14 protein-coding genes are annotated in these 16,824 nt (G+C 41.3%); all 14 read right to left on the bottom strand.

Annotated elements, in window-relative coordinates:
* Positions 1 to 208: hypothetical protein (locus G625_RS22885; protein WP_044932751.1), on the bottom strand; the 208-nt coding region annotated here is incomplete at its 3' end.
* 278 nt (positions 209 to 486) lie between these two features.
* Entirely contained in the window at positions 487 to 1,788 is a 1,302-nt protein-coding gene (locus tag G625_RS0113215; RefSeq protein ID WP_198014901.1) for a VanZ family protein, read from the bottom strand.
* A gap of 301 nt (positions 1,789 to 2,089) precedes the next feature.
* Positions 2,090 to 2,932: a hypothetical protein gene (locus G625_RS0113210; protein WP_029201482.1), complete on the bottom strand. Its 843-nt coding sequence runs from the start codon at positions 2,930 to 2,932 to the stop codon at positions 2,090 to 2,092.
* Positions 2,933 to 3,146: 214 nt separating this feature from the next.
* The gene (locus tag G625_RS0113205; protein ID WP_044932749.1) at positions 3,147 to 3,707 is read right to left on the bottom strand and encodes an SLATT domain-containing protein; all 561 of its coding nucleotides are present in this window, start codon (positions 3,705 to 3,707) and stop codon (positions 3,147 to 3,149) included.
* A complete protein-coding gene (locus G625_RS0113200) occupies positions 3,707 to 4,525 on the bottom strand; it encodes an SMODS domain-containing nucleotidyltransferase (protein ID WP_029201480.1) in 819 nt (272 codons plus the stop codon). The genes G625_RS0113205 and G625_RS0113200 overlap by 1 nt, the downstream gene beginning before the upstream one ends.
* Before the next feature lie 908 nt (positions 4,526 to 5,433).
* Positions 5,434 to 7,020: an ATP-binding protein gene (locus tag G625_RS0113195; RefSeq protein ID WP_029201479.1), complete on the bottom strand. Its 1,587-nt coding sequence runs from the start codon at positions 7,018 to 7,020 to the stop codon at positions 5,434 to 5,436.
* 210 nt (positions 7,021 to 7,230) lie between these two features.
* Positions 7,231 to 7,356: a hypothetical protein gene (locus G625_RS23195; RefSeq protein WP_256377648.1), complete on the bottom strand. Its 126-nt coding sequence runs from the start codon at positions 7,354 to 7,356 to the stop codon at positions 7,231 to 7,233.
* Positions 7,357 to 7,512: 156 nt separating this feature from the next.
* Complete coding sequence (locus G625_RS0113185; RefSeq protein ID WP_198014900.1) at positions 7,513 to 8,121, bottom strand: DUF2971 domain-containing protein; 609 nt, start codon at positions 8,119 to 8,121, stop codon at positions 7,513 to 7,515.
* A gap of 396 nt (positions 8,122 to 8,517) precedes the next feature.
* Positions 8,518 to 9,573 carry a hypothetical protein gene (locus G625_RS0113175; RefSeq protein WP_029201476.1) on the bottom strand — a complete coding sequence of 352 codons (1,056 nt, stop codon included), beginning with the start codon at positions 9,571 to 9,573 and terminating at the stop codon, positions 8,518 to 8,520.
* Positions 9,574 to 9,588: 15 nt separating this feature from the next.
* Entirely contained in the window at positions 9,589 to 9,708 is a 120-nt protein-coding gene (locus G625_RS23655; RefSeq protein ID WP_156885130.1) for a P-loop NTPase fold protein, read from the bottom strand.
* 398 nt (positions 9,709 to 10,106) lie between these two features.
* Positions 10,107 to 10,469: a hypothetical protein gene (locus tag G625_RS22025; RefSeq protein WP_084152904.1), complete on the bottom strand. Its 363-nt coding sequence runs from the start codon at positions 10,467 to 10,469 to the stop codon at positions 10,107 to 10,109.
* 1,386 nt (positions 10,470 to 11,855) lie between these two features.
* A complete protein-coding gene (locus tag G625_RS22500) occupies positions 11,856 to 12,011 on the bottom strand; it encodes a hypothetical protein (RefSeq protein WP_156885129.1) in 156 nt (51 codons plus the stop codon).
* Positions 12,012 to 12,232: 221 nt separating this feature from the next.
* Entirely contained in the window at positions 12,233 to 12,316 is an 84-nt protein-coding gene (locus G625_RS23515; RefSeq protein ID WP_334290752.1) for a putative holin-like toxin, read from the bottom strand.
* A 274-nt stretch (positions 12,317 to 12,590) separates the two neighbouring features.
* On the bottom strand, positions 12,591 to 16,824 hold a 4,234-nt coding region (locus G625_RS19970), incomplete at its 5' end, for an InlB B-repeat-containing protein (RefSeq protein WP_044932746.1).

Genomic DNA, 16,824 nt, shown 5'->3' with positions numbered 1-16,824 from the left:
TTCTTCTCTGTGAGCTGAAAGCAGGATATACCTTGTCAAAGCCGATGCTGATGAAGAGATAAAAAATAAAAGCAGACCGAAAAATAAATTCAATTATCAAGCAAACAGGACATTTATAATCGGCAGGATGAGAACACTCTTCATCAAACTTGTTGTTGGTATTTCTGAGATGTCCGACCTCGATATACTCCTTGATGATGCCACTCACTCAAAATCCCAGATTCAACCCGGAAGGAAATACAAACGTGATAAGAAAAAAGGTAAACTCCGCAAACACATGAGGAATAGGAAAACAATGCCTACATAAGTTGCTCTTTTTTATACTGTTACATAAATCTAAATACACCCATGGTCTGGAACCTTACTTTATCGAAGGGTTAATTTAGTGTACCCTTTTTTCGTTCCTCTCCATAAAAATCACTCTGTTTGTATAATCTCATAGTTTTTCAGTATACTGAAGTGATTCAATGTCAATTTGAATGAATCTTAATTTGACCTAAACTGTACCACATTGGGGTCTGACCCCCAACCGGCGGCGGCCACATACCCGATCAGCGCCCCAAGCCCATTACTGAACACATCATCCAATTCGCAAAGTCCGATGCCTGCGAAATACTGAACCAACTCAATCACTATGCTCAGTGCAACAGCCCATAGCCATCTAAACCGATGCTTCGGGTCGTAGAGTGCTGCTCCCAGCGGGATGAACAGCCAGATGTTGTTCAGGATTTCCTGGCGCAGCGAAGTTGAGCTAAGGAACCTTTTATATGTGCTGAACAGCTCAAACACTGCTCTCCGTTCCCCGGATTCCCTATAGGCGATGGTCATGATTCCTATAAAGATGATATAAGAAATCACGAATACGATTTTAACCCTGCCTCGCACCATAACCGCCGCAGCCGTCGCCAGAATCCCAAAAATCAGAACCAAATACGGCCTCGTTCCCAGAACATTGTCGATCCTGAGCATCCGGTCACCGGCTTCGTCCAGGTAGACATTCTGACCGTTAACCCTTTCAATCCCAAACTGGCTATAACCGGCAGTCACAGGATTTCCATCTTTGTCGTAATAAAGCGTTTTCGTTCCTTCGCTCTTAACAACAGCATACCCGCGGGAAGTATTGATTGGCTCTCCCGCCGCATCTAAATATGTGGTAATGGCAGTGCCATCCACGGTTTCCTTCCTCTTCCCGTATTGCCCTGATTTCAATGCAACCGGCTGCAGGTTTTCATCAAAGTACATATCGATGGTCGCAGAGTCAGTGTAAGAGCGCCTAACCAAAGCATAACCGGAAGAGATATTAACCAAATCACCATCCTGATCCATGTACCGTAACTCACAAATCCGGTTTGACTCATCATAAACTCTTTGATACTGCCAGTATCCCTGTTTCCTCTGTACCTGCTCATCACCGATCCAGTAGGTTTCAATGTCTACTTTCCCGGCATCTGTGTATGTTCTCCGAATAGTATCGTACCCGTCACTGATCACAACCGGCTCATCCCCGGCATCCAGATAAGTTATTTCCGTGTTAAGGTCACCCTCATAAACATGAAGAATCTTCGCATAACCTGCCGGCAGCACGATAAGCTCTCCCTTTTCATCATAATACTGTTCCAGAACCACATGCCCGTCTTTTTTGGTTTTTATAACCGTCGCATACCCCTTGTTCCCTGCAAAGGTGATATTCCCCTCTGAATCAACGTAATCAATCCGGTCAAAATCATCTGTACTTGTCTTTTCCTGCGATAATTCAGAAGAATTATAAGTGGAATTTTTCACATTCATGACAAATGTAATCACTATGATGAAAAAGTTTGGAAGTATGCGAATGCCCCGAATTAAGATGCTTTTCATAAGTCTTTACTTAAAATATTCTTTACAGTCAACCATCCTCTCGGATACGCCATCGGACGCAATAGCAAAAACACACAAGAATAGCCGCCCCGGTCGACCAAACTTAGGCGGCTACTCTTGTAGCTAATTTTAAGGATGGTCTACCGTTGCCGGTGACATCCTTTTTTATTCATCTTTACATTCTTATCTTATCATCCACATGCAAATCTGTCAAACACGCGAACATCAGTTCTCATCCACTAACTCCCGGCACCAGCCACACGCCCGCGGAAACAACCTTGTCTCCCCTTATCATGCTGTTCAGCCCGTTCAGCGGCACAACCTCCACATAGTACATGCCCGGCACGGTGACTAAACTCATCAGGTTATACTCCAGCACATTCTCCTTCTTCTTTGTCTTGGCCTTCGCCTTGATCTCCGCATCCTTTGCGGTTCCGGTAGGTCCCTTGCTCGCATCCCCGAACACTTCCCTGGTCTCCTGATGGGTCGTTGTGTTCGTCGCATCTGCAATGACAGTCTTGAAAGGCTGGTCATCCTTCATGACCCTCAGCTCATAACTGGTGGAGCCCAATGCCTCGTCCCATGAAACCACACCTTCCGGTGATATCGACACAGAATCAACCTGACCTGTATGCGTCAATGCAAGCTTGGCAAGCTTCACCTTCACAGACACATCGTATCCGCCATTGTTCACTTTAACTTCCTCAACTGTGACACCGTTCCCCGCAGCGCTTCCGGTCAGAAAGTTAGTCACACTGACGTCCTCCTTCTTAAGCTTTTTATTAAACTGAAATTTATCCTTAGCAGCCACACTTATCAGGAACTCCGGTTCATCATCCAAGCCCCACACGGACTCCTTATGATTTATGGTCATGACGCTGACATCATATTCACTATTCTCTTTTCCATTGTTGATGATAATGTTTTCCGTCCCCACACTCTCGCCGATCTTGATGTCCGGATTTATGGTCAATGTCAACGACGTAATCTTCTTCGCAAACGCTGTCACGGATACTAACCCGCTTATAGCCATAGAAACAACAAGAACTTTCAAAAACCATCTTACTTTTTTCACTGTTCTGTTCCCTCCGTTATATTATTCTATACTACATTTTAACAACAAATCTTTTCAATTATCAGACTTTCGGGACTTGAGTGCTTTATGGAGCTTGGGATGATAGATTGTTGGCTTGCCACAGCGGATACAGAGTTCGTTCATTTTGTTCTTTGCGGCCAAACCGCACCTGTGTTAGCGACCGAAGGGAGCGGGAAACTTCTGCGCTCATACTTCAATTCCTATATCTCAGATTCTCCGGAAGCAGAAGATCGCTCTCACCTCCATCAAAGCTTTGCTCTTTATCTTTTTTCAATGCTATCTTCGCAAGCTGATAGGCAAGCCATCCGGTACGAGGAGCATCCTTGTAGACGGCGTCAGTTCTATCCTGCAAATCTTGCCGCCTTTGTTTTATCTGATCTACGCCTTCTTCATTCCAGAAATCTGTGAGCAGTGAAATATAATCCTGTACTATAGGCCATAAGGCATCGATGGTCTTCCGTCTCTTTGATACCTCTTCGCCCATATTTGCTGATCGGCTGTAAAGATTCAGGGCAAGAGATACAACAGAGCAAATACCGGCTGCCCACGCGAGAGTAGTTTGATTTGTAATGATGATGCTTAAAAAGCCAACTGTGGAAACCGCTGTTAAACCGATCTGAAGCCAACCGACTATACTCTGCTTTAAAGAAGCCAACCACAACTGCTTTTGGTGAGTTACATAGGTGTATAGAATCTTTCCATGGGCATCCTTCAGTTGAGACCATAAATCGCTCTTGTATTGTTTCGTGTCCATCAGTCCACCATCTTCTTCAAAACCTTACCCAGGCATTCAACATCCCCTGACGTATCAACATCCATTCCGCTACCTGGAGCTTTTAACTGGAAAGCATACCGCCCATTCCATGTAGCGTCGTTCCAATACTTTAAAAGTACTTCCTCATAAGAACCCGCTGGCGCTACACCGCCTTCACCGCTATTAAAATGACGCCAGTTCCCCATCGCCACATACACAAAGGAATCAATCACGATTCCAGAGAGATGGTATGAAGAATAGTTGTTGTCACGAATAAAACGGATATGCTTGCAGGTATCGAAAAGCAGGCCATTCGAAGTCCTATTCTTTTCCCTCATCGCATCTTGCTCTGCCTTGGGATTCGTACTCTTCCAGTTTCCACCCATGTGTGTATCCGGGTACTTGTAAGTCACTCTTCCCCAGGGATCAGTCTGGTGGATAGCTGGTAGCACTTCAAACTTCATCCCATCAGAGAAATCAACTACAACAACTTGTCCATCGCCACGAATATCAGATTTCGGCCAGGAGGTAAGCAATGCATTCTTAACCACCTGGAGCAGCCTGGACTGTGGATTGTATGTTGTATAGCTGTACTGAACATAGAAGTTGCTCGGTACTTCAACGAGAATATCCAAGTCTGAGGTGTTTATTGCCGTACCACGCCCATATGAACCAACATAGAATGAGTGCGCCGAATCAGATGTCTGATTCCATAACTCACGGTTGATTGCTTTTGTCAGTGTATGATACCGATCTGAAATCAAACTGCGTGTGGCAGCCGGAATGACATATCCATCTGTTGGTACATAAAGACTCATCTGTTGGTTTCCTTTCCTGCTGTCTTCTCCAGCATTATTTCTATTCGCCGCCAACCATTCCTTCACAAGCGTGCAACGCTGTTAGAATTGTGGACTCTGTTTCGTACTTCCTTACTTTCCCAGTATCGCTAATTGTCAAGGTAGTTGTCCTCCGCAAATTTCCCAAACTCAATCAGACGGCTTTTCTCTTCTTTCTTCCATCTCTGTGTATGGAGAAGCCTACCTCTGCGTGTAGCAAATGTTTCCTCTTTGATATTGTCTCGCAGGTCAGAGCTGCGAGGACAGCTCCTCTCGACTTCCCTCCACCGCTTATCTTGTTCACGGTTTCACAGGTACTATTCGGACCTCCGACTACCTATAGACCATTTACCGTTCTTCCTTTTTGGTCGTTCGATATTCCATCCCTTCACACTAGGAACGGAGTCTATGGGTTCTCCCCTGTTGACACTCCATCTTTGTATTACATGAATAGCTCCTTCCGACACCGCCAAAGCATCTGCCATCTCGCCATAACGAAGGCAGATATATCGACTTCCGTACTGTCAACTACGTCGTCCTTTGGATTTATAGTCTTTCGGTGCTCAATCACTATCCCTGCAACCATGCTGTCTACGCTTCGTGTAGCACGTTACCATACCCCACGCAAGACTCGCTTCCGATGCTGCGGCTTACAGCTTATCGGGCGGACGTTTGCAATCCGCTATATGGAGCGCCCTTAGCAGGGCGCACTGACAGGCACCAATGTACGAATTACTCTGTTTGTATATCCTTGTAGTTTTACAGTATACTAAGGTTATGCGGTATTAATCCGCACGAATCTTAATTTGACCTAAACTATACCACATTGATACACGGTTCATGGATTCCACCAACTTTATCAGTCAGGGATTTGACAGATGAAACAATCACTATTTTTGTGTTTCCACTTTCCAATCCTGAAGCTGTCTTGTTTCTGAATCAAAGTTTACTCCGATTTTGAATAATTTACGTTCATCAGCTAACCATGGATCAGCGTAGCGCATATCATCAATCTGTTTCAATGCTCCATCTGCACTATCGTCACGCTTGAACTCGAATATGTAGATGAACTTCTTTGTTTCTACAATACAATCAATTCGTCCGGTATTTGTGTGCATTTCACAGGCAGCATATTTCCCGAGAAGAGTCATTGTAATATAAATAACCGTCTGAAAGTAGTGCTCAAAAACCGGCTCATTAGTAGTGTATGTAATACTGGAAAATAATGACTTGAACACCCTGTTAATCCCTTCCAGATTCCCATTTTCTACATGTCGTTTAAGCGTCAATATGTCCTTGCCGGATCCCGTACCGCACTCATCTACATATTCCGGCATAAGACTCTGAAGGAACGCATAGCGTACTTCCTCGTTAGGTAAACACAATGTATACACATCGTCTTCAGAATAATCAGCAATCGTAAGATAACCGGTCTGATAAAGTAATGGAACCGGATCAGGATTTTCCACCCTGTAATCTGAAAGCAATGCTTCTGTCGATTGCAGTGTCTTGTTTTCAAACTGGCGAACATCAAATTCTATCTGCTTAAGTCTGTGCACAAGAAATGTAGGTGTTCCTGTTTCATACCAGAAGGATCCAAAACGTCTCTTTTTTAATGCCGTTAACAAACTGTATGGGTTGTAAAGAGCAACTCCGTCAGCTGAAAAATGATAGCCATCATAAGTCTTTCTTAATCGGCCGATACATTCTTCATTAGATAATGAAAGTTTTTCAGCCATCCTCTTTATTTCAGGTTCAAGCATTCCGGTAAGTTCTTCTTCCGTTATCCCGCATATTCCCGAATAATCATCATCAAATGATATATCCTCGAGCTGATTTAAATCACTGAAAATACTTACTTTGCTGAACTTCGTAACCCCGGTAATAAAGATAAACTGAATATACGCATCCTCGCTTTTCAGACAACTGAAGAACCCTTTGAAAACCTCCTTATTGTGTTCTACCAGGTCAATATTCTCCATAGTTTCCAGGAGCGGTTTATCATACTCATCTACAAGAACGACACATCGCTTTCCACTCTGCTCCGCAGCAGCCCTGATCACTCTCTTGAAACGAACAGCTAATGTCTGTTTTTCTGTGGGAATAACTTTATACTTGCTTTCCCAATCAATTAAGTGATCATCAAGTATTCCTTCCAAAACCTCAGTGCCGTTGTAATTATCACGATTAAAATCGAGATAAAACACCGGGTATTCTTGCCAGGCTTCCTTATTATCTTTCTCCAGTTCTTCGATCTTAAGCCCTTTAAAAAGCTCTTTTTTTCCTTCCCAATATGCTTTCATAGTAGAAAGAAGCAAGCTCTTACCGAACCTCCTGGGTCTGCTCAGAAAATATGGAACACTGGTGTGAACCATACGGTAAATAAACTCTGTTTTATCTATATACAGATTATTATTCTCTATAATCTTTTCGAAACTCTGAATGCCTATAGGCAGATTTCTTTGTTCATGTCCCATTCTTCAGGCCTCCTTCCTTCACCACAATAAAAGAGCCGGGTGTTAGATCCCCCTTAAGTTCCCTTCATCATTATGATACTCTTCAACTGTATATATTGCAAATTTCCGTCAATCTATAATCTCTTCGACAAACCCTTACTTTGGTGCAAGAAGGGATATCACATTTTTCCATTTCCTGTTAATGAACGAAGCCAATATGCGGTTCAAGGTTTAACTTCCCAACGTGCCGGTCTCCCAAGGATAATACTCCTTCCCCTCCAAGATATCCGCAATCCTCTCGCAAGCATGCCCATCACCGTAGGGATTACAAGCTCCGGACATCTTTTCGTATCCCATTTTATCCTCCTAACCCAAGCCTTGATTCTCACAGTATGTTCATACCTACACAATATAGAGATGGCAACCCTCAGCCATCGTAAATCAGACATCTAAATTAACCACAATGAGGCCTTAACTCAACGTTTTTCTCCTCCAACAATCCGACGATTTACATTACAGCTTCCACATCGCTTTTTCTCGAATATTGATTTCCTGATTTGTATCATCATACTCAGCCTGCCAAAATTTAATTTCTCCAAGTTCTTCTCTACGCTCAACTAATTTTTCCATGATGCATTTTTTATCATATTCGGATGTCCTGATTCCAAATATAATGCCCTTTAATATTTTGGGGTCGTATTTTATATTTCTACTTTCAGGAGTATTTAGGTCGTTAAACATGTCTATCCGTGTAATCCGGTACTCTTGCTCATATTCCCAGGCTTTCATTTTTCTATATGTCTTCGCCTCATAAGCTTTCCAATAATTATCTCTCCATGCATTCACATCCGAAAAAGATTTATAGCAATCACTTATACCGTCTGTTCCTTTAAGCCATTCTTTTATCTGTGAGATTGTAAACCTTCCAAATGTTTCAAAAAAGTTCCTCTCAATCAGCTCTCCTTCATAGTACACTGGACGAGGTTTATTTACACTATCTGACGCATCGTCAAAATCATAAACGAGGCAGACTCCTTTATGACTATCAGCATAGTTTCCCCACATTGCTGAATTATTATTTTTCGTGGAGAAGCAAACAGTATAACTTTTCGGATAGATCATTTGCTTTAGGTGTTCCATTGTGCTGAAATGTGAGGTCTGAGAGATGCTTCCACTCGCCGGTAGAATAATTCTGAAGATCATTAATCATCTGATCTATCTGCGGTTTATTAGTTATGATTATGACTGGTGACTCGCCCAATATTTCTGTATTGCTTCTATACGCCATTACCGAATCTCCTATTCCTATTTCAAATCAATTATCATGGATTTTAATAGATGCTTGCTTTCCAGCTTTTGCTCACAAACCATTACATAATTCCCCCGAATTCGACTTATAAATTGTCCTTAATCTGCTATAGTTTTTTAAAATTTTGAGCAATTTCCTTGTCAATAGTTCCGAGCAAAAGTTTATAAAAATTTCGAGTACACGGTTCATCCCTTCTTGGATATAGTTTATCAATTACGATTTGCTTCGAATTCTTCAATCAATTTCTGGCAATCATCCAGCCACCCACTATTCTCAGCTTTCTTATGACATTCCCGAGCAAGATACAAAGCATCATCGACTACTCCAGCAGCTATAATTTCTTCTTTCTTATTTTCAAGCTCCGCAGCAAGTCGTCTTTTTGCTCCAATTTCTACAAGCTTTAGATTTCGTAATGCCTTAATGCCCAACGCAACATCAATATTCAAAATTTTTGATACAAGCCGTCTCTCTGTTCCAGTATCATCATGGCCATTAATTACATCTACACATTCGGCAAGAAAGTCCTGGGTATAAGCTCCTGAAGGCATCAGTTGATCAAGACAATCAACCGCTAATCTACTAATACCCTGTTCAGGAGATCCGATCAAGTCAAGGACTGTTTCTTTATCCAAACAATGGTACGAACATAATCGGGTAAGGATATCCTTTCGGATTTTCTTTCCTTCATATTCGTCTATGAGTACCTCTTTAAGATCTTTAATATCCTGATCACTCAGCTTCACTTCTGATCGTAGAAGATACACCGCAATTTCTTTTTGCTTTGCTATTGTGTACGCCTTTACTGCCAATTCAAACAGCTTCCCCAGTTGGTCACTTAACTCCTTTTCGAAGGACGCTGCACTGTACTCGACAATAGTCAGATCCCGTTCCTGCTCGATCATTTCAATCAGATCATATATTTTCTGAAATTCCTCAGACTTGCCGGATACACTTTTTAAGGAACGATAGGTCTTTATCGTCTGCTCTTCACAGAGAATGATGAATGGTTTTCCTAAACGTAAAGCTTCATTGAACTCTACAGTCCAAGTGATCGATCCATAATTCTGGTTGATTACAAACACACAAACATCAGCGTCTTTAACACTTGCCTTTGAGTTCGCTACGGATGAGGAAACAAGGCTATTCTCATATGTGTGAGAGCCCCTTAAGAAGCTCATCGGCTTTGCACCAAATTCCTCCACAACTTTTGCGAATGAAGAGTAGATTTGATTTGTATCGGCTGAACCGCATAACATGATTCTCATTTTATTGACTTCCTTTTAGCTTGCGATGCCATATTTTAGATTTTTATTTTGCAGATGATTTTTAAGTTCATGCCTAATGAAATAAGTCTTGCCACATCCCCACTTGCCATTGATAAGAAGCACATATTGATACATTCGATGATTTATAAATCTGTCTATACCTTTTGCCTCGTTCCATTTCTGGTTACTTTGGCATACCACTTATGTCTACTTTCCCTACTTCAAACTTTTCCTCCAACTGACTTTCATTGAAATACCGTTCAAGTACCGGATAGTCCAAACCTGTGGTCGACTGCTCTTTTGCATACTTAGTGTATGCTCAGTAACCGCCTGATTTTTTCAAACGGCTACCTCATAAAAATATTTGAACCTTGAAAATATCAGAATTAATTTTTGGAACAAAGAAAGCCTCAGGAGGCAATCTAAGTTCATGGATATGATCGACAGGGCTATAGAGCTTCGACTTGTTTCTTCAAGCTTGGTCATGATTAATCCATGACCATGACTATGTTTTGATAATGCAAATTTTCGCTCTACCTCAATTCTGTCAACGCTATCCACGTACTCTGTACGTTTATCGATTGAAACATTCTTCCCTGGTCTTCATAAAGCCGGGCCTGAACAGTGTGAACATTGTTTTTATACATGTATTCCTGCTGTTCATACACTTTATCAATGACCGCTATTCTTTCCATCTGGTGCTTGTCAGGATAGTAGCCATAACTCATGAACCAGTCAATGTAATTCCTGTCACGCCTGATGTATTGGAGTTCTATTTCATCCCAGGGAATCATAGCAGCTTTTTTTATCCATTTATTCTCTGGATCAAGTTTTAGACCCATTGGCTGATTGAAATCTCCGAGACTAAACTGATGATTTTGATTTTTCTTATACATGGGATTCTCCGCGAAAAGTGCAAGGTTTTTGAGAAATTATGATGTAATTCCTTGCATCAATTATCTCACGTATAGGCAAAAAAAGTCAGCAATTTCAAGGCATTTTAGTTCTTGAGCATACACTAATTATACCGCATGATCGGGGAGTGATATCTGCCTAAAATAATCAGCAGTTACCGCCTCCCACAATCTGCCGTCGGACATCTTGTCCGCGTAATTCAAGAATCTTGTCCGGGTATTGCAGGAATCATCATACACGGTACCAATGTCGAAAAAATCCTTTACAGCCAATCATTCTCTATGCTACACTACGCCTCTAGGATGTCACCTATAGCACGAAAGTGTGGTGGACGGTAGGCCTTCCGATTTGTTCGGAGGTCGAATATTCAAATGTAATGATGCCACCTCCGAACGGTAACTAATGTACTGGAGCTTATGCTCCTAGTCTTCACCGGAAAGGAGGCAAATGCAGATGTTGACGATAGAAGGATTAATCGCAGTTATCAGCCTCGCGCTGTCAGCGTTCGGTCTCGGATACGCCATCGGACGCAATAGCAAAAACGCAAGAGAATAGCCGCCCCGGTCTGGTAAACTGAGCAGCTATTCTTTAGTTTGTTTTAGGAAGCCTACCGTTTAGCCGGTGGCATCCTTTTTATTTATCTTTACGCCTTTATCTTAACATTCTCGGACCACTCTGTCAAACAACGCCAATCACCTAGGCTACGTTTATCCCTACTAATTCGGAACAAGGCTTTTCATTTTGTCAAGTCTTTCGAACAACTGTTCGCAAATTGTTCACAGGTCGAGTAGACTGGGGGATTGCTCCCTCTGCCCCTCACAGAATTCCGGACGTGCGGCTTTTCCGCATCCGGCTCTTTACGAGACTAATCATTCGTGTATCACTGCGCATAGATACTTACGTATATTTTCGCTTTGGCTAAAGGGTAGCAGGAGTCAAGCATATGTAAGAAACTATTCCATGAATAGCTTTTCTTCTGACTTCTTCTGTTGAGCCAATAAAATAGACTCTTAATAACCTCATACCTAAAAGATTTAATACTTCGCAAGTTGTCTGTAATCCCGTAGTGATGAAAGTTACCAACCAAGATTTCGTTCAATTTCTTCACGATGTCCTTAGTCTTGAGTAATCGCATCTCGCCAATCTTTCTATGGATTTCCTTCAGCTTCTTGCTGAATTTCTTCCTGCTGGTTTTCCTCTTAACTCTGAACCTTCCGTTCCGGCTTTGGGAACAGTAGTGTGTAAATCCCAAGAAAGTAAAAGTTTCCGGTTTTGTTCCTCGATTACGGCAGTTGTCCTCCGCAAATTTCCCAAACTCAATCAGACGGCTTTTCTCTTCTTTCTTCCTTCTCTGTGTATGGAGAAGCCTACCTCTGCGTGCAGCAAATGTTTCCTATATTGATCTCCGGATCTATGGTCAATGCCAATGAATCGATGGTCTTCGCAAATGCCGCTCCGACAGCAATCATGCTAAGCGCCAGGGAAATGAATATCACTTTTAAAAATCGCTCTGCTCTTTTCACAACTCTGCTCCCTTCTTAAATAGTTTCCTGCATCAGATCACTGAATCTTTATCTACACTAATAGTATCTGCTAATCTACCCCATAAACAATCAACAATATTGACTCGGATCAGCTACAATGTTAATATACTAATTGAAAAGAAGTGCTACCGATAGACGGTTAGCCCTTAACTAAAGTTTAATAAAAAATAATCGCTCAAGTTTTCCAGGCTTTGGGGCGATTATTTTTTTGCAATCTTATATACAAGACCAATGATAGCAACAATCAAAATTCCAAACTGGAATAAATCCGAATAACTACCCATGGAGTCCTCCTTTCCGGAGGGCATCACAAATCCCTCCGAATGAAGGGCTAACCGCCTACCGTTTTACTGGTAGCACATCTTGAATTTTAGCAAACATATATTCGCAAGTCAATCACTCCATAGTTTGTGTCTTTATTCAGGTATAATGTAAACTTCCGGATTAATTATTGTCATCAGCCAGGTAAATGCTAAAAAGCATTACCTGGCTGATAACCTTAAAGTTCGGAACAAAATCTGTTGTTCTGCTTTAATCAACAAAATATCAAATAGTATTTTAAATATTTCTCGGAAACTCTAGAGCTGCATACTCACTATCATTAATCGTGTTGATATCGTCTGACAATGCTTTTACTTCTATAGTCAAGTCTACCAGCAGATTGCCGTTGTCATCAAATACAGCTTGATTTGTGTTAGCCTCTATATCTTTATAATTATAGGAAAAGGTCTTATCAGTAGTACCATATGAATTTGATCTTACTCCATTAATCTTGTAAGACACTTCATACCCGCTTGCACCTTCTATCGCTTCCCATGTAACTTTATACCGCTCATCAAGATCCTCCGAATCAGGAGAAGCCCAGCATAGATTTGAAGGTGCAGCAAGACGATCTGTCGGGTCACTGTAATTAAATACAACTCTTGTAATATGGTTCCCATCAATATCAGCCATACTACTTACCTTGTTCCTTGAAACACCTACCACCCAGACATATTCACCTGCTCCGGTATTATAATGACGGAACAGTGAACTATCATTGTAGGAAGTGTATCCTGTCTTGCCACGACTGTAAATGAGAGTATCCCATCCATCATCTGTAGTCTTTCTTAACTCATATGCATAGTAAAGCTTTTTGTTCATGTTATTGATTTTTACAGAACCATCGGAACTTATCTCTGCAGCAGGAGCTTCCACGTCATCATAAGTGATCCACTTAGCATAGAACTTAACACCTTTGTCTTTCTCAGGTATTATTGCATTTATTTCCTTCTCTGAAAGAATTTCTTCACAATCACTTGTCAATGACCAGCCGGCAAAAATTAATGATTCGTCAACATTATAAATATTGTCATCAGGAAGTGTATTGCCATTAGACCCTATTGCAGCTCCTCGATGTACACATATTTCCTCTGTTGTCTTTGACTGATCTGAATCGAAATAACCTCCTCCGGCATCAAACACTACTCTGTAGCCGTCGCTCCAGCTCCATATTGCATAAAGAGTTGCATCCTCTGTGGCTGTATAGTAGCCTCCGTACTGACCGGTAATCATATATTCGCCTTCTACATCGGTTGCCCAGCCTTCAAATGTATAATTCTCTCTGGTTGGTATATCAAGATTGAAGCCAGTGTACGGATCTACTGAGATATACTGTTTGTCAAAACCATTGATCAAACCCTGGTTTGCATCCAGTGTGATTTCCACAGTATCGCCATATGTCTCTACAAAGGTCCAACCAAGATCTTCTGACCAGCTACCCGGATAATAACCGCTGCTTTCACCAGGCATAGCCCGGACAATAAAATTATAGGTCATACCATCTTTAAAACGCCAATTTGTAGTATCTCTTAAATCAAATTGCATTTCATCAACATGGGTTGTAGCATACATACCTTCATCATCTAAAACCTTGATTTCATATCCTGCCGCATCGTCAACTGCATTCCAGCAAAGGATATTACCAATTATGTGAAGATTCTGAGGAGTACCTAAACGATTCGCCGTAGTCATTAACTCTGCAGGTTCCGAATAATCACTGTCTAAGCTCTCATTAACATTATCGGACATTGCCTTCACAGAAACCGAAACATTAGCAAACAGAACATCAGCATCATCTTCAGATATAACTTCCTCATCTTCAAGAAGTACATAATACATGTTATATGATGTATCTGTAACATTAACTATGCCCATTTCTCTTCCGTCAACAGCATAGCTCAGAGCATAATAGCTTGCTCCATCAACTGCATCCCATGATACTGTGTAAGGTGTTGCTGAACCGGTACCGGCCCATGCCACGTTAACAGGTGTGGATAATATATTATCCGGTTTTTTGTATTCAAAGACTTTCTCGATCTTATCACTGCTTGTCAGCCCATTTGATACACTAAGCAAACATCTAAATTTACGGGCATCGTATTGACCGTATCTCAATATTTCGGATCGCACATTATAATCCGTGTATGATGTTTTTCCGGAAGTGTGTCCATTATATATATGAACCCACGTATCGTGGATGTACTCATTATCCATGTAAACCTGCAGCTCCCATGAATAGTTTAAGCCTTTAGACATATTGTTAATCACAAGAGTTCCATCGTCATCAAATCTTACATCAGGAGCCCCAATGTCTTCAGGAGAAATCCATACTGCATAGAAAGTAGTATTTCCGGTAGGAACATAATTATAAATATCTTCAATAATATCCGTTCCATTCTCAGATAATGACCATCCACTGAAAATCATAGACCCATTACTATTATAAATGCTATAGTAACCGCCCACAGGATATCCCTCTTGGATATATTCTTCATATGTTGTCATTGACTCATCGCCATTAAAATATCCACCTTCTCCGGCATTAAATGTTACTTTATATGTCTCATTCCATCCTGCATAGAATATCGTATCTGACTCAGGAACATAATCAAGGATATCATAATTACCATTCTGATCCTTAGGATACTCACTTAAGTTCTCATCTAAGTACCACTTGTCAAATACATATCCCTCCCTTGTAGGATAATCATCAATATAATCAATACTGTTACCCTTAATCATCCATGAAGTATGAACCTCATTATCATCATAGAAGAGGCCTCCATTACCATTAAAGGTTAATGTTAATGATTCAGAACTTTTTGCATACAAAGTCATATTTCGATCCGGGGTAAACTCATAAAGATCTTCTATCTTATCTTTGAATTCCGGATCTTTATACCATCCGCCAAATGAAAAATGCTGATTATCTTCATATTCGGTATAAGGGCAATAATCTATAATGGATGTCTCAGGAGGAATTATTATTGATAATTCCTTCTTGTTCTTATCACCCTCAAAATAACCGTCATTTGTCACGAATGTTATCGTGTAACCCTTAACCCATATAGCATAAAGAGTAGTATTTGAATAGAAAACCTCTGAATCAGTTATGCAATCCTCCGGACCGGCATTTGCTGATCTGGCCCATCCCGAAAATAAATACCCATCTCGTGTTGCTCCGGGATATGCAATTTCTGCAAATGTTGCTCCACTATTGAATGGCCAACTAAGAGATTCATACTCTCCATTGATCACGCCACCGTTTCCATCGAAAGTAATAGTGTAGGTATCTGTTATTACAGCTGTCAATGTAACATCAGAATTTGGAATATATTCCCAGTTATATACGATTTCATCTGTGTTTCCTACACGCCATCCCTGGAAATTTTTGCCTTCAGACAAATTAGATACATTAGCGTGTTTTATCCAACTACCATCAACAACATACTCAACAGCAGTTTCCAACTCACCATATTCAGTTACATATGTAACCTTGTGACCATCACCCCATATTGCATAAAGTGTGGTGCTTTTATCAAAAAAGTATTTATTGCTGAAATCATACTGAACTTCATTAGGTCTAGCGTTCGGATTGGTACTGAAACCATAGAGAGCATAACCATCCTTGTATACATTTTCAGGCATATGTACATAATCATCAAGGGATGCAACCTCTCTTGTTCCCATCGTATTAGAACCACTATCATGTCCACCGTTATAGTCAAATGTTACTATGATGTTGCCTGATGGAATAGTAACGATAGCTTCGTCACTGATTACAATGTTGTTCTGACCATCTGTGATGACACAGCGTACTGCCATTCCGTCATAGTTCGCCTTCATCTTCAAAGTTAGACTGCTATTACCATTTACGGAGTCAGCCACCTTCTTCCATACTTTCGTTCCGGCATATTTAAATTCCCAGTCATAGCTTAGTCCTTTTCCATCCGCTTCTACACTCCATATTGCATTACTGCCTACTTCTGCTTCTGTATTCTCCGGCTGCCCTGTGATTCTGAGTACTGATGGTACTACTACTGTTGCCTCTTCACTGGTGACACTGTTTTCCTTTTCATCTGTGATGATACAGCGTACTGCCATTCCGTCATAGTTCGCCTTCATCTTCAGAGTGAGACTGCTATTACCATTTACGGAGTCAGCCACCTTCTTCCATACTTTCGTTCCGGCATATTTAAATTCCCAGTCATAGCTTAGTCCTTTTCCATCCGCCTCTACACTCCATATTGCATTACTGCCTACTTCTGCTTCTGTATTCTCCGGCTGCCCTGTGATTCTGAGTACTGATGGTACTACTACTGTTGCCTCTTCACTGGTGACACTGTTTTCCTTTTCATCTGTGATGATACAGCGTACTGCCATTCCGTCATAGTTCGCCTTCATCTTCAGAGTGAGACTGCTATTACCATTTACGGAGTCAGCCACCTTCTTCCATACTTTCGTTCCGGCA

It is taken from the genome of Oribacterium sp. NK2B42, from assembly GCF_000424445.1.
Lineage (GTDB): Bacteria > Bacillota > Clostridia > Lachnospirales > Lachnospiraceae > Oribacterium.
This window is presented reverse-complemented; position numbering and strand designations above follow the sequence as displayed.

What these genes read in the sequence shown, in the direction of transcription:
- G625_RS0113215 (WP_198014901.1), bottom strand. Translation starts at nt 1,788, where the DNA reads ATGAATGTGAAAAATTCCACTTATAATTCTTCTGAATTATCGCAGGAA.
- G625_RS0113205 (WP_044932749.1), bottom strand. Translation starts at nt 3,707, where the DNA reads ATGGACACGAAACAATACAAGAGCGATTTATGGTCTCAACTGAAGGAT.
- G625_RS0113200 (WP_029201480.1), bottom strand. Translation starts at nt 4,525, where the DNA reads ATGAGTCTTTATGTACCAACAGATGGATATGTCATTCCGGCTGCCACA.
- G625_RS0113195 (WP_029201479.1), bottom strand. Translation starts at nt 7,020, where the DNA reads ATGGGACATGAACAAAGAAATCTGCCTATAGGCATTCAGAGTTTCGAA.
- G625_RS23195 (WP_256377648.1), bottom strand. Translation starts at nt 7,356, where the DNA reads ATGGGATACGAAAAGATGTCCGGAGCTTGTAATCCCTACGGTGATGGG.
- G625_RS0113185 (WP_198014900.1), bottom strand. Translation starts at nt 8,121, where the DNA reads ATGATCTATCCGAAAAGTTATACTGTTTGCTTCTCCACGAAAAATAAT.
- G625_RS0113175 (WP_029201476.1), bottom strand. Translation starts at nt 9,573, where the DNA reads ATGAGAATCATGTTATGCGGTTCAGCCGATACAAATCAAATCTACTCT.
- G625_RS23655 (WP_156885130.1), bottom strand. Translation starts at nt 9,708, where the DNA reads ATGTATCAATATGTGCTTCTTATCAATGGCAAGTGGGGATGTGGCAAG.
- G625_RS22025 (WP_084152904.1), bottom strand. Translation starts at nt 10,469, where the DNA reads ATGTATAAGAAAAATCAAAATCATCAGTTTAGTCTCGGAGATTTCAAT.
- G625_RS23515 (WP_334290752.1), bottom strand. Translation starts at nt 12,316, where the DNA reads ATGGGTAGTTATTCGGATTTATTCCAGTTTGGAATTTTGATTGTTGCT.